Annotated in this window: 23 protein-coding genes; 7 read left to right on the forward strand and 16 right to left on the reverse strand. The window is 67.2% G+C overall.

The genetic code is table 11. The annotated features are described in order from the left end of the window. Positions 1–70: 70 nt before the first annotated feature. Genes DC347_RS00165 through DC347_RS00180 form a run of 4 tightly spaced genes read right to left on the reverse strand, consistent with a single transcriptional unit; the run spans position 71 to position 3987 of the window. Positions 71–562, reverse strand: coding sequence for an RpiB/LacA/LacB family sugar-phosphate isomerase (locus DC347_RS00165; RefSeq protein ID WP_018763236.1), 492 nt, complete (start codon positions 560–562; stop codon positions 71–73). Beyond that, on the reverse strand, positions 510–2327 hold the full coding sequence (locus DC347_RS00170; RefSeq protein ID WP_109044017.1) for a dihydroxyacetone kinase family protein: 1818 nt from the start codon (positions 2325–2327) through the stop codon (positions 510–512). Before DC347_RS00170 ends, DC347_RS00165 begins: the two co-directional genes overlap by 53 nt. A gap of 34 nt (positions 2328–2361) precedes the next feature. After that, entirely contained in the window at positions 2362–3135 is a 774-nt protein-coding gene (locus DC347_RS00175; protein WP_109044018.1) for an SDR family NAD(P)-dependent oxidoreductase, read from the reverse strand. Positions 3136–3162: 27 nt separating this feature from the next. Next, positions 3163–3987, reverse strand: coding sequence for a sugar phosphate isomerase/epimerase (locus DC347_RS00180; protein ID WP_109044019.1), 825 nt, complete (start codon positions 3985–3987; stop codon positions 3163–3165). Positions 3988–4174: 187 nt separating this feature from the next. Here DC347_RS00180 and DC347_RS00185 point away from each other — a divergent pair, with 187 nt between their 5' ends. The 5 genes from DC347_RS00185 to DC347_RS00205 all read left to right on the forward strand — a co-directional run bounded on the left by DC347_RS00185 (position 4175) and on the right by DC347_RS00205 (position 8810). Continuing rightward, positions 4175–5512 (forward strand): MFS transporter, encoded by a 1338-nt coding sequence (locus DC347_RS00185; RefSeq protein WP_018763232.1) that lies wholly within the window; start codon positions 4175–4177, stop codon positions 5510–5512. A gap of 36 nt (positions 5513–5548) precedes the next feature. Further along, on the forward strand, positions 5549–6460 hold the full coding sequence (locus DC347_RS00190) for a transketolase (protein ID WP_018763231.1): 912 nt from the start codon (positions 5549–5551) through the stop codon (positions 6458–6460). Further along, on the forward strand, positions 6457–7467 hold the full coding sequence (locus DC347_RS00195) for a transketolase family protein (protein ID WP_109044020.1): 1011 nt from the start codon (positions 6457–6459) through the stop codon (positions 7465–7467). Before DC347_RS00190 ends, DC347_RS00195 begins: the two co-directional genes overlap by 4 nt. 121 nt (positions 7468–7588) lie before the next feature. Continuing rightward, a complete protein-coding gene (locus DC347_RS00200) occupies positions 7589–8248 on the forward strand; it encodes a GntR family transcriptional regulator (protein ID WP_109044021.1) in 660 nt (219 codons plus the stop codon). Positions 8249–8360: 112 nt separating this feature from the next. Further along, entirely contained in the window at positions 8361–8810 is a 450-nt protein-coding gene (locus DC347_RS00205; RefSeq protein WP_109044022.1) for a transferase, read from the forward strand. Between the two features lie 33 nt (positions 8811–8843). Here DC347_RS00205 and DC347_RS00210 read toward each other — a convergent pair whose 3' ends face one another. Beyond that, the gene (locus tag DC347_RS00210) at positions 8844–9896 is read right to left on the reverse strand and encodes a LacI family DNA-binding transcriptional regulator (RefSeq protein ID WP_109044023.1); all 1053 of its coding nucleotides are present in this window, start codon (positions 9894–9896) and stop codon (positions 8844–8846) included. A 254-nt stretch (positions 9897–10150) separates the two neighbouring features. Here DC347_RS00210 and DC347_RS00215 point away from each other — a divergent pair, with 254 nt between their 5' ends. Next, positions 10151–11974 carry an adenylyl cyclase gene (locus tag DC347_RS00215; RefSeq protein WP_109044024.1) on the forward strand — a complete coding sequence of 608 codons (1824 nt, stop codon included), beginning with the start codon at positions 10151–10153 and terminating at the stop codon, positions 11972–11974. An 80-nt stretch (positions 11975–12054) separates the two neighbouring features. Here DC347_RS00215 and DC347_RS00220 read toward each other — a convergent pair whose 3' ends face one another. From DC347_RS00220 to DC347_RS00270, 11 genes are all read right to left on the reverse strand, one after another. After that, positions 12055–13089: a HoxN/HupN/NixA family nickel/cobalt transporter gene (locus DC347_RS00220; RefSeq protein ID WP_109044025.1), complete on the reverse strand. Its 1035-nt coding sequence runs from the start codon at positions 13087–13089 to the stop codon at positions 12055–12057. Further along, positions 13089–13919: an urease accessory protein UreD gene (locus DC347_RS00225; protein ID WP_109044026.1), complete on the reverse strand. Its 831-nt coding sequence runs from the start codon at positions 13917–13919 to the stop codon at positions 13089–13091. The genes DC347_RS00220 and DC347_RS00225 overlap by 1 nt, the downstream gene beginning before the upstream one ends. 134 nt (positions 13920–14053) lie before the next feature. Continuing rightward, positions 14054–14671, reverse strand: coding sequence for an urease accessory protein UreG (gene ureG / locus DC347_RS00230; protein WP_109044027.1), 618 nt, complete (start codon positions 14669–14671; stop codon positions 14054–14056). Between the two features lie 42 nt (positions 14672–14713). Continuing rightward, positions 14714–15382, reverse strand: a complete 669-nt coding sequence (locus DC347_RS00235; protein ID WP_109044028.1) for an urease accessory protein UreF — start codon at positions 15380–15382, stop codon at positions 14714–14716. A 141-nt stretch (positions 15383–15523) separates the two neighbouring features. Continuing rightward, complete coding sequence (gene ureE, locus DC347_RS00240) at positions 15524–16003, reverse strand: urease accessory protein UreE (RefSeq protein WP_018763220.1); 480 nt, start codon at positions 16001–16003, stop codon at positions 15524–15526. A gap of 19 nt (positions 16004–16022) precedes the next feature. Then, positions 16023–17780, reverse strand: a complete 1758-nt coding sequence (gene ureC / locus DC347_RS00245; RefSeq protein WP_109044029.1) for an urease subunit alpha — start codon at positions 17778–17780, stop codon at positions 16023–16025. Next, entirely contained in the window at positions 17777–18115 is a 339-nt protein-coding gene (locus DC347_RS00250; RefSeq protein WP_109044030.1) for an urease subunit beta, read from the reverse strand. Before DC347_RS00250 ends, ureC begins: the two co-directional genes overlap by 4 nt. An 11-nt stretch (positions 18116–18126) precedes the next feature. Then, positions 18127–18429 carry an urease subunit gamma gene (locus tag DC347_RS00255; RefSeq protein WP_018763217.1) on the reverse strand — a complete coding sequence of 101 codons (303 nt, stop codon included), beginning with the start codon at positions 18427–18429 and terminating at the stop codon, positions 18127–18129. A gap of 93 nt (positions 18430–18522) precedes the next feature. After that, positions 18523–19527: a LacI family DNA-binding transcriptional regulator gene (locus DC347_RS00260; protein ID WP_109044031.1), complete on the reverse strand. Its 1005-nt coding sequence runs from the start codon at positions 19525–19527 to the stop codon at positions 18523–18525. Beyond that, on the reverse strand, positions 19527–20114 hold the full coding sequence (locus DC347_RS00265; RefSeq protein WP_018763215.1) for an HhH-GPD-type base excision DNA repair protein: 588 nt from the start codon (positions 20112–20114) through the stop codon (positions 19527–19529). Before DC347_RS00265 ends, DC347_RS00260 begins: the two co-directional genes overlap by 1 nt. 59 nt (positions 20115–20173) lie before the next feature. Continuing rightward, complete coding sequence (locus DC347_RS00270) at positions 20174–21700, reverse strand: alpha-N-arabinofuranosidase (protein ID WP_109044032.1); 1527 nt, start codon at positions 21698–21700, stop codon at positions 20174–20176. A 310-nt stretch (positions 21701–22010) separates the two neighbouring features. Here DC347_RS00270 and DC347_RS00275 point away from each other — a divergent pair, with 310 nt between their 5' ends. Continuing rightward, positions 22011–22958 (forward strand): GAF and ANTAR domain-containing protein, encoded by a 948-nt coding sequence (locus tag DC347_RS00275; RefSeq protein WP_081624200.1) that lies wholly within the window; start codon positions 22011–22013, stop codon positions 22956–22958. The last annotated feature ends 7 nt before the right edge of the window (positions 22959–22965 follow it).

The raw sequence follows: 22965 nt of genomic DNA on the forward strand, positions 1-22965 counted from the left end.
TAGGAGGACCAGGGCGGGGAGCGGCGGCCATTCTGCGCCGTGGCCCCGCCCAGCTCCGGGGCAGGGCCTGTCAGCAGGACTCGAAGTCGGTGAGCACCTTCACTTTGCCAGCCGAGGCCGACGCCGGGTCGAACGTGTAGCCGATCCATTCCCTGGCGAGGCGGCGGGCGAGTTCGATGCCCACCACCCGCTGGCCCATGGTGAGGACCTGGCAGTCGTTGGACAGGATGGAGCGTTCCACGGAGAAGGAGTCGTGGGCGGCGGTGGCGCGGATGCCTTCGACTTTGTTGGCGGCGATGGCGACGCCGATTCCGGTACCGCAGAACAGGATGGCCCGGTCAGCGGCGCCGTCCCGGATCATCTCGCCGGCGGCAATGCCCACGTACGGGTAGGGCTTGGCGAAGTCATCCGGCGCGTCGCTCCGGTTGACGCCGATGTCGATGACCTCGCTGACGCGCGGATCGTTCCGCAGGTCCGCGAGGACCATGTCCTTGTAGTCCACGCCCGCTTCATCCGCGCCGACAATGAGCCGCAGCCCCATGGTGTTCCCTTCCGTTGTCATGACTCAGCGGCCGCCGCCGCAACGGTGGCGGTGCTGCCTTCGGACCCGGCGGCGCCGGTGAAGTGCGGCCCATGACGGCGAAGACCATGGCCAGCGATGTGGCGCCGGGATCCGCCGTGCCCAGGCTCTTTTCCGCAAGGGGCCGGGCCCGGCCCTTAAGGGGAAGGAGGTCCGCGGTGCCTTCCGCCGCAGCAGCGGATTCCTGCGCGGCTTCCTGCCATGCACGGCCCGTTTCCACGCCCTCGGCCACTGCGCGGCTAAAGGCGGAGGCGAAGGGCAGCAGGGCATCTACCATGGTCTTGTCGCCTGTTTCGGCCTTGCCCAACTGGATGATCCGGTCAGCGAATGCGGTCACGGCTGCTGCCAGCGCGCGCGGTTCAGGGGCCGAGGAGTTGCCCAGCGTCTCGCCAAAGGCACGCAGCGCCGCTCCCCACAGGACGCCGGAGGTGCCCCCTGCCTTGTCCGCCCAGGCGTCCCCGGCGGCAGCCAGCACATCACCGGCACCGGCGCCGTGGCCCAGGGCGGCGGAGGCGGCTGCGGCGGCCGCGTCGACGCCGCGGACCATGCCCCGGCCGTGGTCGCCGTCGCCGGCAATCGCATCCATGCGGCCCAGCCGCTCTTCGGCGTCGTGCAGGGACGAACGGGCGGCATCAATGGCCGCTACGCAGGCGGCGGCGTACTCGCGGGAGGCGTCCGTGGCGACGAACGCCGCAGCGGCCGCGCCGCCGTCGGCCGTTTCCTCGACGCCCCGGGCCCCGGCCTCCAGGGCAGCGTTGCCGCGGCGGTAGGCAGGCGTCTCCGCAGGGGCAACCCACAGCGGCTCAACTTCTTCATCAAGCCAGGTGATGGTGAGCGAGACGCCGGCCATGTCCAGGCTGGTCACCAACTCGCCCACCTCGGGCATCACCAGCGTGTAGCCGGCGGCACGCAGCAGTGGCGCCACGGTCCCCCAGAGGACGAAGAGCTCCTCATGCTTGGTGGAGCCGAGCCCGTTGAGGATGACGGCGATGCGCTTGCCGGCGTGCGGTGGCGTTTCAGCGAGCACCCGGGCCACCAGTTCGTGGCCAAGGTCCTTGGCCGAAGGCAGGTCGGTGTCGTGCAGGCCGGGTTCGCCGTGGATGCCCAGGCCCAGGCCCATCTGCCCTTCGGGCAGGGTGAACAGGGGCGATTCGGCGCCCGGGAAGGTGCAGCCGGCAAACGCGCTGCCGATGGTCCGCGTCAGGTCGTTGGCCTTGCGGCCCAGGCGGACCACCTCGGCCAGGTCCGCGCCGTTCTCGGCGGCGGCGCCCATGACCTTGAACACCGTGAAGTCACCGGCGATGCCGCGGCGTTTCGCTGATTCCGACGGCGGGGCGCTGGCGATATCGTCAGTGACCAGGACGTTCTCCACCGCGATGCCCTCGGCGGCAAGGCGCTCGCTGGCCATGCCGAAGTTCATCACGTCGCCGGCGTAGTTGCCGTAGGTGAAGACGACGCCGGCACCGGACTCGGCGGCCTTGGCCACCGAGTAGGCCTGCTGCGCCGACGGCGAGGTGAAGATGTTGCCCACCACCGCGCCATCGGCGAAGCCGGCACCGACCAGCCCGGCGAAGGCCGGGTAGTGGCCCGAGCCGCCGCCGGCCAGGACTGCCACCTTGGGCTGTGCCGGCCGGAAGCGGCGGACGGCACCGCCGGGAACCTGCCGGACCAGGTCCGCGTGGACGTCGCAGAACCCGGCGAGGGCTTCCTCGGCGAAGTCGGAAGGGTCGTTGAAGATCTTGGTCATGGAGGGAGCTTTCTGGCTGGCGAGGGGCCGGCTGCTAGTGGATGTGGCTGCCGCCATTGATGTCGATGGTGGTGCCGGTGAGGTAGGCGGAGTCCTCGGAGGACAGGAAGGTGATCACGGAGGCCACTTCTTCGGTGGTGGCGTTGCGGCCCAGCGGGATGCCGGCGTTGATGGCTGCTTCCTGTTCCTCGGTGCTGCCCACGCGGATGTTGGTGTCCACCGCACCCGGGGTGATGGCGTTGACGGTGACGCCGGTGGTGCCGAGTTCACGGGCCAGGGCCTTGGTGAAGCCCAGGATGGCGGCCTTGGCAGCGGAGTAGGGAACCTTGCCGAAGACGCCGCCGCCGCGCTGGGCGGAGACGGAGGACATGTTGACGATCCGGCCCCAGCCGTTCTCGATCATGGCGGGCAGGAAGGCCTTGGTCACCAGGTAGGTGCCGGTGGCGTTGACGTCCATGACCTTGTGCCACAGCTCAAGGGTGGTCTCCAGGAATGGCACCGGGGAGGTGATGCCGGCGATGTTGGCCAGGGCGCCGACGGGCGGGAGGTTGCCGGCTGCCACTTCGGCGGCGACGGCGGCCTGGGCGGCGGTGACGGAGGCTTCGTTGGCGACGTCGATCTCGTGGCCGAACGCGGGGACATTGAATTCGTTGCCGATTTCGGCTGCGACCTTGGCGGACTTCTCGCCGTCGAGGTCCAGGATGGCGATGCCCCAGCCCTCACGGGCGTAACGGCGGGCGGTGGTGATGCCGATGCCCCGGTCCGAAGTTGCTCCGGTGAGGACGGCGGTGCGCTGGATGGCGGTCATGGTGGTGCTCCTTGGGGTGTGTGCAGGTCAGATGAGGTCGGTGATGAAGCTTGCAGCCTTGGCGGCGGCGGCCGGGCGTTCGTCATGGGTGACGTCCCGGGTTTCCAGTTCGAGCGAGAAGTGGCCGGCGTAGCCGTCGGCCGCGAGACGCTTCAGGCCCCCGGCGAAGTCGGCGTTACCGTTGCCGATGCTGAGGTTGATGTTCCCGGGCACGGCGTCGCGCAGGTGGACGTGGCTGATGCGTCCCGCATGAACGTCCAGATAGTCCTGGATGTCCTCGCCAGCGGCGGTGATGTGGCTGAAGTCCATGACGATTCCGACGCCGGATCCGGCCAGCCGTTCGGCCAGCAGTCCCGCACGTTCCAGGTTCCAGCAGAACCGCAGGAAGTGCAGGGACTCGGTCCAGAGTTCGACGCCGAACCCTGCAGCGCGCCGGGCCGCAGCCGCGAGCTGCCCGGCAATGAGGTCCAGGTCTTCCTCGACGCTCCGGACCGGGCTGTGATCGAGGGCGCCGCAGGGCAGCACCAGGGCGTTGGCCCCGATGTTGGCAGTGAGGGTGAGCAGGGCGTCCAGGTGGCGCCGCCTGGCGTCCTGTCCATTGGAGTCGAGGACTGCGTTCAAGTCCCCTATGTCGCCGTTCACTGAGCGGACCCGCAGACCGGAAGCGATGACTTCCTGCGACACCGCCGCCACGGCGGCCTCGTCAAGTTCGTAGGGGACGTGGTCGCAGACCCCGGGCAGGGCGCCCAGATCGATCTCTTCGAATCCCAGACCCTTCATGGTGCCCAGGGCAGTGCCCAGGTCCTGGTGCCGGAAGCTGATGGATGAGCACCCAAGTCTGGAATGGAACATCATTGATCCTTTGAATCGTGCCGAGCGGTAGTGATGGGCACCACAGTACTGGCGTTAACTGTCAACAGTCAACTTTGAAAGTCGACTGTTGACAGTGAAGATGAGGTGCGTCACACTGGGTCGTACCAATTTGTTAACAGTCGACAGCGGCGGACCTTCCACAGCCGCTTTTCGAAAGGGAACCACCATGAGCAAAGATGCTCTGACCATGCGCGGCCCGGTCCACGGCACCAAGGACGCCCGCCGAGTTGCCATCGGATCCGGCGTGGGGGCCGTCATCGAGACGTATGACTTCATCGGCTTCGGCACCGCTGCCGCACTGTATTTCGGCACCGCCTTCTTCCCCGGCAGCGATCCCGTCACGGGGACCCTCGCCTCCTTCGCCACCTTGGGCGTCGGCTTTGCGGCCCGTCCGCTGGGCGGCATCATCGGCGGCCACCTGGGCGACAAGGTGGGCCGCAAGCCTGTCCTGGTCTCGTCGCTGATCCTGATGGGCCTGGCCACCTTCGCCATCGGACTGCTTCCCACCTACGCCGCCGTCGGCCTGTTGGCTCCGGCACTGCTGGTCTTCGTCCGCATCGTCCAGGGCCTGGCCTTCGGCGCGGAGTGGGGCGGCGCCATCCTGATGAGCTACGAGCATGCGCCGTGGAAGACCAAGGGCAAGTACACCGGCATCGTCCAGGCCGGCTTCCCGGTGGGCCTGCTGCTGGCCAACCTGACGTTCCTCGCAAGCGCCGGCCTCGGCGGTGAACTTGCCTGGCGCATCCCGTTCCTGGCCAGCATCGTGCTGGTCGCCGTCGGCCTGGTCATCCGGTCCAAGGTTCCCGAGTCCCCCGTTTTCGACGAGGTCAAGGACAGCGGCACCATCGTCAAGGCACCCATCGTCGAGGTCCTCAAGACGGACTGGCGCAACATCGTCAAGGGCATCGGCCTGCGCATCGCCGAGACCGCCGGTTACGCCGTATCCATCACCTACATGATTTCCTACCTCAACAGCCAGCACTTGGCGGACAAGACCCAAACCCTCGTCGCCCTCTGCATCGCCTCCGCCATCGGCATCTTCGCCACCCAGGCCTGGGCGGCACTGACGGACCGCATCGGCCGCCGTCCCCTCTATGTCTGGTCCACGGCCTTCGCCGCACTGTTCGCGATCCCCATGTTCCTGCTGGTCAACACCGGCCTGTTCATCGCCATCATCCTCACCATCGTGATCTCCTACGCGGTCTGCCAGAACTCCCTGGCCGGCGCCCAGGGCGCCTGGTTCCCCGAGCTCTTCCAGGCCAAGACCCGCGCCTCCGGCGCCAGCCTGGCCTACCAGATCTCCGCCATGGTGTCCGGCTTCACACCGTTCATCACCACCTTGCTGTTCGTCAGCTTCGGCTGGATGGGCCCGGCGCTGCTCTTCGGCGCCTACGCCCTGATCGGCCTCTGGGCCGCGATCGCCACCCGGGAAACCTGGGGCAAGCGGGAACGGCAGCTCGCAGACGAAGCCACCAAAAGCACCCCCAACACGGTCAACGCCTGAATGACCACCACGCACCAGAGAATCACGGAGCACGCAATGCCTACAGAAACCGTCCAGGACGCCGCCCCGCAGGGACAGACATATCAGGCTGGGGTGACCCCGGAGCGGGTAGACAAGATCAGCGCCGCCGCGTACCGCATCCGGCACCACGCCCTGAACATGGGCGAAGTCCAGGGCCAGGGCTACGTGGGGCAGGCCCTGGGCGCCGCGGACATGCTGGCCACCGTCTACGGGGACCAGCTGCGGTTCAGGGCGGAGGACCCGCACTGGGAGGCCCGCGACCGGTTCCTGCTTTCCACCGGCCACTACGCGATCGGCCACTACGCCGCCCTCGCCGAGGCCGGCATCGTCCCGGTCCAGGAGCTGGAAACCTATGGTTCGGATGACTCGCGGCTGCCGATGTCCGGGATGTCCACCTACACCCCCGGCATGGAAATCTCCGGCGGCTCCCTGGGCCATGGGCTGACCATCGCCGTCGGCATGGCCCTGGGCCTCCGCTACCAGGGCTCCAACGCCCGGGTGTTCAACTTCCTCTCCGACGGCGAACTGGATGAGGGCTCCACCTGGGAGGCCGCCATGGGCGCGCACCACCACCAGCTGGGCAACCTCACCGCCATGGTGGACATCAACGCCCTGCAGGCCGACGGCAAGACCGACACCGTGCTCCGCACCGAGCCGGTCACCGAAAAGTGGGAATCGTTCGGCTGGTACACCCAGCGCGTGGACGGGAACGACGTCGGCGCCCTGCTGGCAGCGTTCGACAACGCAGCCGCCCAGGCCGCCGCAGTCGGGCGTCCCTCCGTGATCCTGTGCGACACCAAGGTGGGCCGCGGCGTTCCCCTGCTGGAGGAGCGCGAAAAAGCGCACTTCATGCGCATCGAAGAACACGAATGGCAGGTCTGCCGCGAGCAGCTCACCGCCGGATATGAAGGAAAGGCTTCAGCATGAGCACCACCACGACGACGGCCACGCCAGCCAAGCCCAAGCTGAAGACCTCGGCGATGATCGCCTCCTTCGCGGACCCCGGCCAGAAGACCTCCTCCGCGCCGTTCGGGCACGCCCTGGTGAAGGCCGCGCAGGAGAACGACAGGATCGTGGGCCTGACCGCGGACCTGGGCAAATACACGGACATGCACATCTTCGCCCAGGCCTTCCCGGAACGGTTCTTCCAGATGGGCATGGCAGAGCAGTTGCTCTTCGGCGCCGCGGCCGGCCTGGCCGAAACCGGGCTGGTCCCGTTCGCGTCCACCTATTCGGTGTTCGCGGCCCGCCGCGCCTACGACTTCCTGTGCCTGGACGCTGCCGAACCAAACCTGAATGTCAACATCGTGGGCGGCCTGCCCGGCCTCACCACCGGGTACGGGCCCAGCCACCAGGCCACCGAGGACATGGCGATCTTCCGCGGCATGCCCAACCTGACCATCGTGGACCCCTGCGATTCGGTGGACATCGAGCAGGCGGTGCCGCAGCTGGCAGCGTCGGAAGGCCCCACATACCTGCGACTGCTGCGCGGCAACGTGCCCACCGTCCTTGACGAGTACGGCTACACCTTCGAGCTGGGCAAGGCCAAGGTGCTGCGTGGCGGCAACGACGTCGTGTTCATCTCCTCCGGCCTGATGACCATGCGCGCCCTCCAGGCAGCCAAGGCGCTGGCGGCACACAACGTGGACGTCGCCGTCGTGCACACCCCCACCATCAAACCGTTCGACGCCGAAACCGTCCTCGCGGAGATCAATACCGGCCGCCTCGCCGTCACGCTGGAAAACCACTCCGTGGTGGGTGGACTGTTCGAAACCGTCGCCTCCGCCGTGGTCACCGCGGGCCTGGGCAAGCGCGTGGTGCCCGTGGCACTCCCGGACCAGTTCCTCGATGCCGGCGCCCTGCCCACCCTGCACGACCGCTACGGCCTGGCCACGGACCGCATCGTCGCCAAGGTCCTGGCCGAACTCGGCTAAAGGCAAGCCACCCCATGAAAATGCACGGCACCGGTCCCAAGCCGGTGCCGTGCATTCTGCCGTACTATCGAAACTACTCCCGACTGTAGACAGTCGACTTATGACATTGAGGACAGAAGCCATGGCCGGACTGACCGCCCCGTTGCTGGGACTGGAAAAGAAGAGCCTCCGCGAGCAGGCGCTCTCGGCGCTGCGGACCGCCATCACCAGCGGAGAGCTGGAACCCGGGCGCCACTTGGTGGAAACCGAACTGTCCGAGATGCTGCAGATCAGCCGCGGCACCCTGCGCGAAGCCCTCCGCCAGCTTGAACAGGAGGGCCTGCTCTCCGCTGGGCCCCGCGGCAGGCTGTCCGTCCGCCACCTGGACGAAAAGGAAATCCGGGACATCTACTCCGTCCGCGCCGCCTTGGAGTCCCTCGCGGCCCGGACCCTGTGCGAACTGCCCGACCGGCAACAGGTCACCGACTCGCTGCACAAGGCCATTGACGCCATGGATGCCGCAGCCAGCGGCACCCTGGAGGAACGGATCGAATCCGACCTTGAATTCCACCGCACGCTGTGCCGGCTCACCGGCAACGAAACGCTCCTCCACTCCTGGGAGTCCCTGGAGGGCTCCATCCGGATGTCCATCATGTTCGCCGGCCTGGAAAAAGGCGTCCGCAACATGAGCGTGGACCGGCACAAGGACATCGTCGCCGCCATTGATACCGGCGACGCCGCGCTGGCCCGGAAGACCATCCTGGAACACATGGACACCGCGGCCGCCAACCTGGTGGCATAGCCCGTCGGCGGCACCAAAAACCGCGCCGTCTGGGCCCGTTTGGGAATCCTCGAAAGCTCCCGGCCGTTAACCTACTGTGCGGTAGAGTGCCGCAGCGTTAACGAGGGACGGTATGACCGCAAAGTTTGTGTCAGTTGAGGACGACGCCGGGAAGATCACCCGGTATGCCCGCCACGACAACGGCGGCGGCCTCATCGCTCCAGGAGCGAAGGTGGCCGAGAGCGCACGGATCGGCCCCATGACCTACGTGGAGCACGGTGCGCAGGTGGGTGCGGGCTGCAGGATCGGGCACGGCAGCTGGATTGACCGTGACGCAAGGATCGGTGACCGGACCGTGATCGGCGACGGTGTGCGCATCGGGCGTGGCACAGTCATTGGCAACCGGGTCCATATTGGCAGCCATTCCAGGATCGGCTCCGGCGTCCTGGTGGAGCACGGCGCCCACCTGGTCACGGACAGCACCGTGCCGGACGGCAGCGAAGTCCTCGCCGGGGCGCACTCGCGCTTGGCCGCCACCGCGCACCGGCCGCACCGCAAAGCCAAGGGAAAGCTCGCGGCGTAGCTCCGGCCTTTGCTGGGAGGCGCGCCGGGGCGGTCAGGGAACCGTACTGGCGCGCACCACCAGTTCCGCCGGATAGACCACCGGGTCCATGTGCTCCCCGGGGGATCCGATCGCGCTGGCCAGGAGTTGTCCTGCCGCAGAAGCCATGTCCACCATGGGGTGCGCCACGGTAGTAAGTCCCAAGCCGTTTGATGCCTGGATGGCGTGGTTGTCGAAGCCCACCACTGCCACATCCTCCGGTACCCGCCGGCCCGTGCCCCGAAGGGCATCCACGACGCCGAGGGCCATGAGGTCGGAGGCGGCGAAAATCCCGTCCACTCCGGGCGCCTGGGCCAGCAGGCGCCCGGCCGCGGCGGCGCCTCCCGTCGTCGTAAAGTCCCCGTGGATGACGGGCCCGGGCTGCAGGCCCGCGTCCTTGAGTCCCTGCAGCCAGCCGTCAAGGCGGTCGACGGCGGCCGTCATGTCGGTGGGCCCGGCAACACTTGCCAGCGTGCTGCGGCCCAAGGACGCCAGGTGCCGGGCTGCCAGCCGGCCGCCCTCGAAGTTGTCCAGGTCCACGTAGGGGATTCCCGCTCCCGTGTCCCAGGGCCTGCCGATGAAGACGGTGGGCAGCCCCGTGGCACCCAAGGTCTCCACCCAGTCATCGGCGCGGTGGTGGGACACCACGATGGCACCGTCCACGTGCCCGCCGCGCAGGTAGCGGAGGGTCCGGGCGGAGTCGTCCCCGGCCCGGGACATCAGGAGCACCAACTGCAGGTCGGTGCCGCGCAGTGCTTCATTGACGCCCGTGATCACGGCAGCGAAGTAGGGGTCCATCATGACCCGGGCGTCAGGTTCAGGGATGACCAGCGCCACCGAACCGGCGCGCCGGGTGACCAGGCTCCGTGCAGCGCGGTTCGGGGTGTAGCCCAACGCCACGATTGCGGCATCGACGGCGGCCTGGGCGTGCGCACTCACCTTGGACCCGCCGTTGATGGCGCGGGATGCGGTGGAACGGGATACCCCGGCGGCCGACGCCAGGTCCTCCAGCGTGGGACTGGGCCGCCCTGCTCCTGGCGTGCCCGGGCGGCTGGAGTTTGCGTTCATTCCACCGACAATACGACACCGAGGGTGCGTGGGAGCGCTCCCGAAAAGCCTTGCCTGGGCAAAAACGCAATGCTACGCTTCCCCGACGGGAGCGCTCCCACCACTCGGCCCGGCTGCCCCAGTTGCCCTGGCCGTCCACCCCATCACCGACAGGACCAGCAATGCCGCTAGCCCCACGCCCTGATACAGCCAACCCCGTATTGTTACCGCGCCTGCACCGGGCCGGGACGATTGCGGCCGCCGCCGCCTTGCTCATGGGTCTCTTCGCCGCCGGCGGGGCAGCACCCGCGCAGGCCGCAGCACCGGCCCTGGGCCCGGCAGCCCAGGCACCGGCGTCGCCAGTGCCCCCAGCCCCGGCACCGGCTGCAGGGAATCCGTTCGGACCCAACACCTACGTTTTCGATCCCGGCATGCCGGTGGCCCGGATCCAGGCCACGGTGGACTCCATTGCGGCGCAGCAGGTGGACGACGAAATGGGGACCAAGCGCTATTCCCTGCTCTTCAAGCCCGGCACCTACGGCACGCCCCAGGAGCCGCTGATCATCCAGGTGGGGTATTCCACCGAGGTTGCGGGCCTGGGCGCTGCCCCCACCGACGTCACCATCAACGGGCACGTGGACGTCTACAACCGGTGCCTGGCCGCTGACAACTGCATCGCGCTCAACAACTTCTGGCGCTCCTTGTCCAACCTCACCATCAACGTCACGGGCCTTGAGGGCTGCCGGAGCTCCGCCAACTTCTGGGCCGCCTCCCAGGCCTCCCCCATGCGCCGGGTCAACATCACCGGCGGCAACCTCTCCCTGATGGACTACTGCACGGCCGGTCCGCAGTATGCCAGCGGCGGTTTCATCGCTGATTCAAAGACGGGCGCCGTCATCAATGGCTCCCAGCAGCAGTACCTGGTCCGCAACAGCAGCATCGGGAGTTGGTCCAATGGAGTCTGGAACCAGGTGTTTTCAGGGGTGAACGGGGCACCTGCCGATTCCTTTCCGAACCCGCCATACACCACCTTGGACAGCACTCCCGTCAGCCGCGAGAAGCCCTACCTGACCGTGGATCCGGCCGGCCAGTACAGCGTCTTCGTACCGGCCATCCGCCGGGACTCGGCCGGGACCTCGTGGGAGAACGGCCCCACCGCGGGCCGCAGCATCCCCTTGACCGACTTCTACGTCGCGACGCCCGCCGATTCGGCGCAGGCCATCAACTCCCAGTTGGCCCGGGGAAAGAACCTGCTCCTGACCCCGGGGGTCTACGACGTTGACCGGAGCATCGAGGTCAAGCGGGCCGGAACCGTGGTCCTGGGACTCGGGATGGCAACCCTCACCGCCGTCAACGGCTCAGTTCCCCTGACGGTGGCAGATGTCCCCGGAGTGGACATCGCCGCCGTCACGGTGGACGCCGGCGAGGTGAATTCGCCCGCCCTGATGCGCATCGGGAAGGGCAATGGGCCGTCCAGCTCATCCGTGCACACCGATCCGGCAAACCCCACCACGCTCCATGATGTGTTCTTCCGCGTCGGTGGACCGCATAGCGGCAAAGCCTCGGTCAGCCTGGAAGTCAACAGCGACAACGTCCTTCTGGACCACATCTGGGCCTGGCGCGCCGACCATGGAAACGGCGTCGGCTGGACCACCAACACCGGTGCGAACGGTGTGATCGTCAACGGCAACAACGTCACGGCCACGGGCCTGTTCGTGGAGCACTACCAGCAGTACAACGTCATCTGGAATGGAGAAAGCGGGCGCACGGTCTTCTTCCAGAACGAGCTGCCCTACGACGCCCCCAACCAGGCCGCGTGGCAGCACGACGGGGTCCTGGGCTGGGCAGGCTACAAGGTGGCAGACTCCGTCAAGGCCCACGAGCTCTGGGGCGGCGGCAGCTACGTTTACACCAACGTCGACCCCAGCATCCACGCAACGAGGGGCTTTGAGGTGCCGGTAACGCCGGGCGTGAAGCTGCACAGCCTTTTGACGGTGAACCTCGGCGCAGGCACGCTGGATCACGTGGTCAACGACACGGGGGCGCCGGTCTCAACCGACGCCGTGGGGGTTCCCAGCTACGTGGCCGATTTCGGCTGACCGGCTGATTCCGTCCGTTGCTGATTCTGTCCGGTAAGGTCCGGACCTGGCGGGCGCGGTGCCGGTGGTACCGCGCCCCGTCACTTGGTCCGGAAGGCCTTGCCCTTCAGCACCGCGCCGGCCCATACGGCCAGCAGCAAGGCCACCAGCAGCAGGCCGGCGTCGCCCAGGTCGATCGATCCAAGCCACCCCGTCACGGGGTCGTCAAGGGCCAACGCGGCGTGCAGGAATCCGCCGAGCGTGATCACGGCAATGAACAGGGCGGACACGGCCGAGATGCCCGTGACCACGGCGTTGAAACCGAGCTTCCGCCGGGGGTCGTCCAGCGCGGAGCGGTACATCCGCAGCATGGCCATGCCGTTCACCGAGTCGCAGAGTGTCATCGCGGCGGCGAAGGCGACCGGCAGCGCAAGCAGGGCGAACGGGGGCACTCCGGCCAGCGAGGCCGCCGTCGTCATCATCAGCAGCCCGATGGTGGTGGCAGTGTCAAAGCCCAGGCCGAACAGGAACCCGATCACGTAGATGTTCCGCGGCCGGCGCACCCTGGACAGCGGCCGGGCCAGCAGGCTCGCCACCGCGCCTTGCGGTTCCAGGTCCCGGGGCTCGACGGCGGCGCCGTTGCGGGCGCGGCGGTAGGCGCCGGCGGAACGGACGAAGGCGGAGCCGTTGAACAGTCCCATGGCCAGCAGGAACAGGCCGGATACGCCGCTGCCGATCAGGCCCAGGACCAGGTTGCCGGCCGAACCGTCCTGCATCAGTCCGCCCACCAGGGATGCCCCCGCGATGACCAGCACCCCGGCGAGGGTCACCACGGAGCTGTGCCCCAGGCTGAAGGCGAAGCCAACGCTGACCGGGTCTTGACGCTGCGCCACGAACTTGCGGGTGGAGTTGTCGATGGCTGCCAGGTGGTCCCAGTCGTAGCTGTGCTTCACGCCGGCCAGGTAGGCGGTGAGGAACAGGCCCCAGGTCAGCGGTTGGCCGCCGCCGGTCGTGCCGGCGAGCAGGAGGACGACGGCGGCGGCGTGCAGGGCGGCCACCGCGCCGAAAGTGAACAGCGCGCGGGTCCGGAGCGGCAGGGAGTCCCGGTCCCGGTAGAGGGTGGCGATGTTGGTCATCAGTGCTTCCTCAGGTCCAGCAGACCCTGGCCGTACCAGCGGCTGCGCAGGAAGTCGGTGCAGGACCGGAGCAGGCGGTTCAGTTCGTCGGTGCTGTTGGAGAGGCTCCGCAGAACCAGCCCGGAAGTCCCCGCAACTGGGCGCGTCAGTGAGATGCCGGTCAGCGCTTCGCGGCCGGCCGTGAGCCCGTGCAGGTCATCGGCGAGCGCCTGGTCCACCCTCGCATCCACCACCACCAGGGACCCGAGGTGGCTGTGGCCTTCCATGAATCCGAGCCCGGTGACGTCGTGCAGCGGTGGCCTGATCAGCAGGTTGTCCAGCGCCAGCAGGTGGGTTCCGCCGTCGGATTCGATGCGGATTTCGTTGCGCAGGCGCACTTCCCGGTATCGGAAAGCCGAACCGTCCGGCGACCAGCCGGGAGTGACCACCTCAGCCATGACCAAGGACGACGACGGCCGCAGGGTCACGGAGGTCCGCTGCCGGTAGCTGGCCTCGCGGTAGGCGATGAGCTGGTCCGGCATGAATTCCAGCCGCGCCGCCTCCCCCAGCCGCACCACCATCCGCTGCTCGGCAAAGGACCCGGGAGTCCGATAAATCTTGGTAGCGGATTGGGTGGTCAACAGCAGGTCAGCCCCCTCCCCGACCTCCACATCCAACACGAAAAGATCCGCCCCAAAATAAGCCCCGCCAGGATTGACGACGACATAACAAACCTGCCCGGAGTCATCAAGATAGTGCGGGCGGAGTACTCGAAGAGCGCCACGGTGATATTGATACGTCGCGACTGAACGCTGACCGCGTAAGGCGACCCGAAGCTCAAGCTCGCCCATCGGGGGCCGATCAGCGGACGCGGGTGATAGGGGCCGCGGCGTGGCGGGCACCGCGAAGCGGGCACGGCCCCTATCATCCGCGGGCGCAGGCCCCGGCGAGGTGCCTGCTTGAGGTGACACGACCGCCGTCGTACTCATGAGGCCAAATCAAGCATCAGGACGTCGTGCCGGATCCAGTCGATGACCTTGTCCAGGCCCTCGTCAGTTTTCAGGTTGGTGAAGCAGAACGGTTTGTTGCCTCGGAATTCCTTGGAATCCCGCTCCATGACGGCCAGGTCAGCGCCGACGTGGGGTGCGAGGTCGGTTTTGTTGATGATGAAGAGGTCGGACTTGATCATGCCTTGGCCGGCTTTGCGGGGGATCTTTTCGCCTTGGGCCACGTCGATGATGTAGATGGAGAACTCGACGAGTTCGGGGCTGAAGGTGGCGGAAAGGTTGTCGCCGCCGGATTCGACGAAGATGACTTGCAGGTCGGGGTGGCGGGTTTTGAGTTCCTCGATGGCGGCGGTGTTCATGGAGGTGTCTTCGCGGATGGCGGTGTGCGGGCAGCCGCCGGTTTCGACGCCGATGATCCGGTCCACGGGGAGGATGCCGTTGGCGGCAAGAATTTTGGCGTCCTCGATGGTGTAGATGTCGTTGGTGATGGCGGCCATGGAGATTTCCCCGCTCATGTGCCGGGTGAGCCGCTCCACGAGCTGGGTCTTGCCAGCTCCCACGGGTCCGCCGATGCCGATCTTGATGGGTTCAGACATGTGTCCTCCTTTGACTCAAAAGCACAGTATTTTCAAGCACGGTCAGCTCATGAACATGCGGGCACGTTGGCGTTCGTGCCTCATTTGCGAAATTTCCAGGCCGGGGCTGACGGCCCCAAGGTCGTCCGGCGTGAGGTGCGCGATCGTGGCGATGGCGGCAGCGACGTTGTCGTGCGCTGCCCGCAGCAACCGCTGCCCGGCGTTCTGGCCCAGCGGAATGGCGCGCACGGCGTTCTGCGTCAGCGAGGTGACGGTGGCGAAAAGGTAGGCGGCGAGCGCTTCCTGCAGCGGAACGTCCAGGAAGCGGGCGACGACGGCGAACGCGAGCGGCTGGTGCCCTGCGGCCCGGCCGTCACCCACCAGGTCCCGGTACAGTCCCAGCGCAGGTGAAGGAAACACCTCAGCCCCAATCTCCAGCAGCCGGAGCCCCATTTTGACGCTCGCCTCCCGAACCTGCCGCGGCAGGAGAGAAGCAGAAAGAAGAGAATCCAGCTCCCCCACATCAGCCCCTTCATAAAGGAACCGAATCGCCAGCCCATCCGAGTAAGTAAGCTGCTGCGACACAAAAGCACCAAGCCACACCCCAAAAGAAGCCTCATCAGCGACCACCCCGGCGTCGACATAGGTCTCGAACCCAAGCGAGTGGGCAAACGCCCCAGTAGGAAGCGCAGAGTCAGTCAGCTGCTGCAGCGCCAGCTGATACCCGCTCACTAAGCGCCTCCCAAAGGCGCGAGACCCAAGCGACGGCCCGGGATGGGGGCTGCGGCGTGGTGGGCACCGCGAAGCGGGCACAGCCCCCATTCCGGGTCGGCGCAGCCAGCCCGGCCGGCGCCAAGAGCCGAAGACGACGACCTAGTGCGAGTGTTCAGCATGGCGGAAAGGCACAGGCATGACGCGTTCCTGGCGGGTGTAGGGCACTGAGTTGTGGCGGAGGTAGTCCTCGACGGTGTGGTCGTAGGCGCACACCATGACATCGGCCCCGTACTCGGAGGACGCGTCGAAGAACTGTGCCTGGAGGTGCCTGTTGCCGAGGGAGTGTGCGGTGACGCCCATTTCGTGGATGGTGCGGGGTGCGATGACCAGGACGTCGGTGGGCAGCACGGACACCACGATCATGTTGGCCTCTTCCACGTGGAGGATGTCGCCGTCGCGGAGGTCCCCGGAGCCGGCGGACAGTCGGATGCCGATCTCCTTGCCGTGGTCCGTGGTGGCGCGCTGGATGCGCTTGACCAGCTGGGAGCTGGGAAGCATCACCTTTTCCCGGTGCAGTCCGGCGTAGGTTTCGGGGTCCGGGAGGTCGTGCAGGTTGCCGAGGACTTTGTCGATGATCACGTGGGGGCTCCGGTGGGGTCTAGAACAGGAAGTAGCGCTGCGCCATGGGCAGGACGTCGGAGGGTTCGCAGGTGACGTCCTCGCCGTCGACCGTCACCTGGTAGGTTTCCGGGTCCACCTGGATGTCCGGGGTTGCGTCGTTGTATTTGAGGTCGGCTTTGGTGAGGTTGCGGATGCCGGAGACGGGCCGGATGACCTTCTCCAGCCCCAATTCCCCGGGCACGCCGGCGTCGATCGCTGCCTGGGACAGGAAGGTGATGGAGGACTGCTGCACAGCCTTGCCGAACGTGGCGAACATGGGCCGCATGGTGCGTGGCTGCGGTGTGGGGATGGAAGCGTTCGCGTCTCCCATCAGGGCGTAGGCAATCTGGCCGCCCTTGAGCACCAGCTCAGGTTTGACCCCGAAGAAGGCCGGGTCCCAGAGCACGAGGTCGGCGAATTTGCCCACCTCCACCGAGCCCACCGAGTCCGCGATGCCCTGGGCGATGGCCGGGTTGATCGTGTATTTGGCCACGTAGCGCTTGAGCCGGAAGTTGTCGCTGCCTGGCGAGCCGTGGCTGCCCGGGCCGGTCCCGCCGTCGCCCTCGTCCAGGGCGCCGCGCTGCTTCTTCATCTTGTCCGCCACCTGCCAGATGCGGGTGATGACCTCACCCACCCGGCCCATGGCCTGCGAGTCGGAGGAGGTAATGGAGAAAATGCCCAGGTCCTGGAGGACGTCCTCGGCGGCGATGGTCTCGGCGCGGATGCGGGAGTCCGCGAAGGCCACGTCCTCGGGGATGTCCGGGTTGAGGTGGTGGCACACCATGAGCATGTCCAGGTGCTCTTCGATGGTGTTGCGGGTGTAGGGCAGGGTGGGGTTGGTGGAGGCGGGCAGGACGTTGGGCATGCCGGCGATTTTGATGATGTCCGGCGCGTGGCCGCCGCCGGCGCCTTCGGTGTGGAAGGTGTGGATCACGCGCCCGTTGATGGCCCGGATGGTGTCCTCCACGAACCCGCACTCGTTCAGGGTGTCGGTGTGGATGGCCACCTGGACGTCGTATTCGTCGGCGACGGTGAGCGAGGTGTCTATCGAGGAGGTGGTGGATCCCCAGTCCTCGTGGACTTTCAGGCCGATGGCGCCGGCTCGGATCTGCTCGGCGAGGGGTTCGACGGCGGACGCGTGGCCTTTCCCGAACAGGCCGATGTTCATGGGCAGCCCTTCGGCTGCCTGCAGCATCCGCTGGATGTGCCACTTTCCGGGCGTCACGGTGGTGGCCTTGGTGCCTTCAGCCGGGCCGGTGCCGCCGCCGATCATGGTGGTCACGCCGCTGGCCAGGGCCGTGGGCACCTGATCCGGGGAGATGAAGTGGATGTGGGTGTCGATGCCACCGGCGGTAAGGATTTTCCGTTCCCCGGCGATGATTTCAGTGCTGGCCCCGATGACGATGTCCACGCCGTCGGTGATCTGCGGGTTGCCCGCCTTGCCGATCCTGAAGATGTCCCCGTCCCTGATGGCCACGTCCGCTTTGTAGATGCCGGTGTAGTCAAGGATGACGGCGTTGGTGATGACGGTGTCGGGGATGTCTGCGCCCTGGACGTTCCCGTCCCTGGTGGCCTGGCCGTTCTGGCCCATGCCGTCGCGGATGACCTTGCCGCCGCCGAACACCACTTCCTCGCCGTAGGCGGTGAAGTCTTTTTCGATCTCGAGGAACAGGTCGGTGTCCGCCAGGCGGATCTTGTCCCCGGCGGTGGGGCCGTAGAGGTCCGCGTACTGCCGGCGTGGAATCTCGAAGCTCACTTTGCGCCCCCGTCCAGGCGGGTGCCGCCGTCGAGCTTTCCGTTGACGGCGTTGCTGAGTCCGTGCACCTCGCGTGCGCCGGCCAGTTCGATCAGCCGTACGCTGCGGGAGTCGCCGGGTTCGAACCGGGCGGCTGTTCCGGCCGGAATGTCCAGGCGCCGGCCGTAGGCCGCCTCCCGGTCGAAGGACAGGGCGGCGTTGGCCTCGGCGAAGTGGAAGTGGGAGCCCACCTGGACGGGCCGGTCACCGGTGTTGGTCACCGCAACGTCGATGGACTCCCGGCCGGGGTTCGCCGTCACGGGCTCGGGCCGGAGGATGTACTCGCCTGGGATCATTGCGGCGCTCCTTAGCGGATCGGGTTGTGGACGGTGACCAGCTTGGTGCCGTCGGGGAACGTGGCCTCGACCTGCACGTCATGGATCATCTCGGGCACCCCTTCCATGACGTCGTCACGGCCCAGCAGGGTGGTGCCGTAGCTCATGAGCTCGGCTACGGTCCTGCCGTCCCGGGCACCTTCGATCAGTTCGTAGCTGATGATGGCCACGGCTTCGGGGTAGTTGAGCTTGAGTCCCCGCCCCTGGCGGCGGCGGGCGAGGTCCGCGGCCACCACGATCAGGAGCTTTTCCTGCTCACGCGGCATCAGATGCATGGGGTTCCCTTCGACGGCCTGGGGGGGTGCTGCCAGCCAGCCTAGGCCGGTCACGTTTCCGCCACGTTTCAGGTCCATCATCCGGACGGAACGCTAGGGTGCGGATTCCCGGATCTTCAGCTCGAACCCTGATTCCATGTGCACGCCCTGCCCGGATGTTTCGCGCCCGCCGATCCGGTCCAGCAGCAGGCTGATCGAACGCTCCGCGATCTCATCCATGCCTGGGGAGATGGTGGTCAGGGAAGGGGACGCGAAACGGGCCTCGTCGATGTCGTCAAAGCCCGCGACCGCCACGTCCCCCGGCACGTTGACGCCCTTGATCAACAATTCGTGCATGGCGCCCAATGCCAGGACGTCGTTCAGGCCGAAAACGGCGTCGAATTGCACGCCCGAGGCCATCAGTCCCGCCACGGCGGCGGCACCGGTATCGCGGCGCCATTCGGCGGGGGCCACCAGGTCGGCGTCGAATTGGACGCCCGCCTGTTCCAGCGCCTTCCGGTACCCGTTCATGCGCAGTCCCGCGGTCCCGGTGGACTCCTCCGGGTGGGCGCCGATGACGGCGATGCGACGGCGGCCGGCCTGCAGCAGGTGGGTGGTCAGCGCAGCCGCGGCTTCCCCGTTCTTCATGGTGACCAGGTCGAAGCGGGGGTCCATGATGTGCTCGCCGAGCATCACCAGGGGTTTGGTGCCGGCGCGGCCGGCGATGGCGTCGGCGTCCAGCACCAGCGGGGTGAAGAGCAGCCCGTCGGTGAGCTGCCGGAACGTCCCGTGCAGGGCGCTGAGTTCAACGGAAGCCTCAGCGCCGGACTGCTCCACCAGCACCCGGTAGCCGCGGCGCGATGCGGCCTTCATCAGCCTGGACGCCAGTTCCGCGTAATAGGGCGCCGAGAGGTCGGAGAGCACCAGGCCCAGCATGGACGTCTTGCCCGAGCGCAGGCTTCGGGCGGTGAGGTTGGCCTCATACCCCAGTTCAGCAATGGCGTCCTGCACACGCTGCTTGGTGGCCGGGCGGATGAACTGGTAGTCGTTCAGGACGTTCGAGACCGTTTTGAGCGAAACGCCGGCCGCGCGGGCGACGTCGTTCATGGTGACTGCCATTAACGTTCTTTTCCTGCCTTCGCCGCCGCCTTGGCCGCTTGCTTGCTGGCCCGCACCTTGGCCAGGGATTCCGGGTCCACGATGTCCGCCACGGACAGGTAGGAGCCCTCTTCCCCGTAATGGCCGGCCGCTTCCCGCCAGCCGGGCGCGTCAAGGCCCCGCTGCTTGCCCAGCAGGGCCAGGAAGATCTTTGCTTTTTGCTCACCGAAGCCGGGCAGCGCCTTGAGCCGCTTCAACACCTCTGCACCGTCGGGTGAGCCCTTGGTCCAGATGGCTGCGGCATCGCCGTCCCAGTGGTCCCGGACAGCCTCGGCGAGCGCCTGCACCCTGCCGGCCATGGATCCGGGGAAGCGGTGGACGGCGGGCCGTTCCTTGAAGATCTCCACGAATTCCGCGGGGTCGTGCCCGGCGATGGCCTCGGGCGTCAGGGTGCCCATCCGGGTCCTGATCTTTTCCGGTCCGGCGAAAGCCGATTCCATGGTGACCTGCTGGTCCAGCAGCATGCCGGTCAGCAGGGCGAAGGCGTCCTCACTCAACAACTTGTCCGCGGCGGGGTCGCCCGTGATGTGCAGTTCCATGCCGTCCATCCTCCCACCTGCGGGCCGTCGTCGTCATGGGGACGCCTCCGCCCTGGCACGCGGCCCGGTCAGGCCTCCACGGCGAGCCGGATCATGGACCAGGACACGGCCGGGAGCTCGGCTGTCAGGTGTCCGCCGTCGGCCTTGGCCGTGACGTTCTCCGCCGGCAGGACCGAACTGGAATCGTCGGCCGTGGCCTGCCAGTAGGGGTCCTTGTTGGAGTAGGTCAGCGCCTCGATGACCCGGACGTTGCCCAGTCCCCCGACGGCGGCGTCAAGGGTCAGTGCCCCGGCGGCCGAGCGGTTGACGGCGAACACCACCGCCTCGCCCTTTGCCGCGTCGTAGGTGGCGACGGCGGACAGGGCGGCGAAGTCGGCCGTCTTACCTCCGCTGACAAGGGGGGATTCGACGGCGAGCTGCAGGACCGTGCCGGACGCGTGCCGGGAGGTCAGGGCGAACGGGTGGAAGGTGGTCTGCTTCCAGGACCGGCCGCCGGGTTCGGTCATGATGGGGGCGATGACGTTCACCAGTTGCGCGAGGCTTGCCGAGAGGACGCGGTCCGTGTTCCGGAGCAGCGTGACCAGCAGGTCCCCCACCACCACGGCGTCGGCCACCGTGTAGGTGTCCTCCAACAGGACGGGGGCCACGGGCCAGTCGTTTCCGCTGGGGACTTTGGATTCGCCGCGGCTCATGTGCCAGACGTTCCATTCGTCGAAGGAGATGTTGACCTGCTTGGTGGACTTTCGGACGGACTTCACGTGGTCGATGTGGCTGACGATGTCGCGGATGAAGGCTTCCATCTTGTGCCCGGCGGCGAGGTGTTCCTGGAGGTCGCCGGAGTCTTCGAAGTACTGGTGCGCGGAGACCAGGTCCACCACGTCGTAGGTTTCGGTCAGGACCACACGCTCCCACTCACCGAACGTGGGCATCGTGGGGCCGGAGCTGCCGCAGGCCACGAGTTCCAGGCCTGGATCGATCATGCGCATTCCGCGGGCGGTGTCCGCGGCCAGCCTGCCGTACTCCTGGGCGTTCTTGTGCCCGATCTGCCAGGGGCCGTCCATTTCGTTGCCCAGGCACCACATCCTGATGCCGTAGCCGGTGGCGGCACCGTTGGCGCGTCGTTGCTCTGAGAGGGCGGTGCCGCCGTCGATGTTGCAGTACTCCAGCAGGTCAAGGGCCTCCTGGACGCCGCGGGTGCCCAGGTTGACGGCCATCATGGGCTCTACACCTGCCTTCGCGGACCACTTGGCGAACTCGTCCACGCCTACGGAGTTGGGGTCGGTGGAGTGCCAGGCCAAATCCAGCCGGACGGGCCGCTGGTCCACCGGTCCCACGCCGTCCTCCCAACGGTATCCGGAGACGAAGTTGCCGCCGGGGTACCGCACCGTGGAGACGCCCAGTTCACGGGTGAGCTCAAGTACATCCTTCCGGAAGCCGTCCTCGTCGGCATCGGGGTGGTCCGGCTCGAAGATTCCGGTGTACACACAGCGCCCGAGGTGCTCAACGAAAGCGCCAAAGGTGCGCCGCCGGACGGGGCCCACGGTGAAGGCGGGATCGAGGGTGATCGTTGCCGGGGTGGATTCTGTTGGGGTCACGAAAACATCCTTGTGTCAGATTATTTACAACGTTATAGAAACATTCTTTGCGGTTCTGTCCGGCGAGTCAAGGAAACGGGGAAGTCCGTGGTGTTTGCCCTCTCCCCCACATGCGCCCGGCGGGGCAGGGTCCCACCTGCGGCAATGGCCCGAAGGCATCCAAGGAGCAGGATTCCAAGTACTGCCCCATCCCAAAAACAGGTACCAGCTACGCATTCACCGGGTGCTTCCTGGCCACTAAATTCTTCCCAGAGGCAATACCACTTCCGGCTTTCGGTACTTGACTCACTAGGGGGGTGTGGGACTGGCAATGAATGCACCACACCCACGTACAGGTTTCCCGGCCCGCAGGGCCCGGGTAGTAAGCGGGGCCGGCGACGAGGAGCTCTTTGAGACCAAGGGCTCTCCCCCAGCCGTCGCCGGCCCTCCATCCTCACGCGGCCCCGGCGGGGGCAGTGCTGCCACGGTTGCGCCTGCCTCTCCAGGACCCGACGGCCACCGTAATCCAGCCCTCCTGTTGGACCTGGTCAGCGGCGCCCAAACCCTCGCCGACTCCCTGGACCTGCTGGTGGCCGCATCCGCCGGGCACATCGCCAGGACGGCGGGGATTGAGGTGGGTTGCGGCCTGGTGCTGCAGCAGCCCAAGCGGAGTCCGGCCCTGTCCGGCACCTCCGAAGAGGTCCTCCGCCTGCTCGGCTGGGAACGCGGGTCCGCGGAGGGGCCGGTGACCGATGTCTTGTCGGGAGGCCATCCGGTGGCGGTGCTTCAACGGAACGGTGACTTCCGCTGGCGGCAGTACTCCGGGCGGCTGCAGTCCGCCGGATACGGCAGTGCCTTGGCAGTAAGGCTCCCGCTGGACGCCGGGGTCCAGCGGGAGCAGATATTTCCCGCCGAGGCCGACCCCCGCCGGATGACCGCGGCCCTCGCTTTCTTCGCACCGGATGCGAAAGCCTTTCCGCTCCAGGTCATCGCCGAGGCCCGCGGGTTCGCCACCCTGGCCGCCAGGAGCCTCCACATGGCCATCGACATGCACACTGCCCGGTCCCTCGCGACCGACCTCCACTCTGCCTTGGACAGCAGGACGTCCATCAACGTCGCGTGCGGCGTGATCATGGCCCAAAACAGGTGCTCCTACGAGGAGGCGTTCGCCATCCTCGCAAAGGCATCGAGCCACCGGAACATCAAGGTCCGCAAGGTGGCGGAGGGCATCCTGGAGCGGCTTCCGGAGGGGGCGCCGCAGCCGCACTTCGGCCGCTGACATGTTG

The organism is Pseudarthrobacter sp. AG30 (assembly GCF_003116525.1).
Taxonomy (GTDB): Bacteria; Actinomycetota; Actinomycetes; order Actinomycetales; family Micrococcaceae; genus Arthrobacter.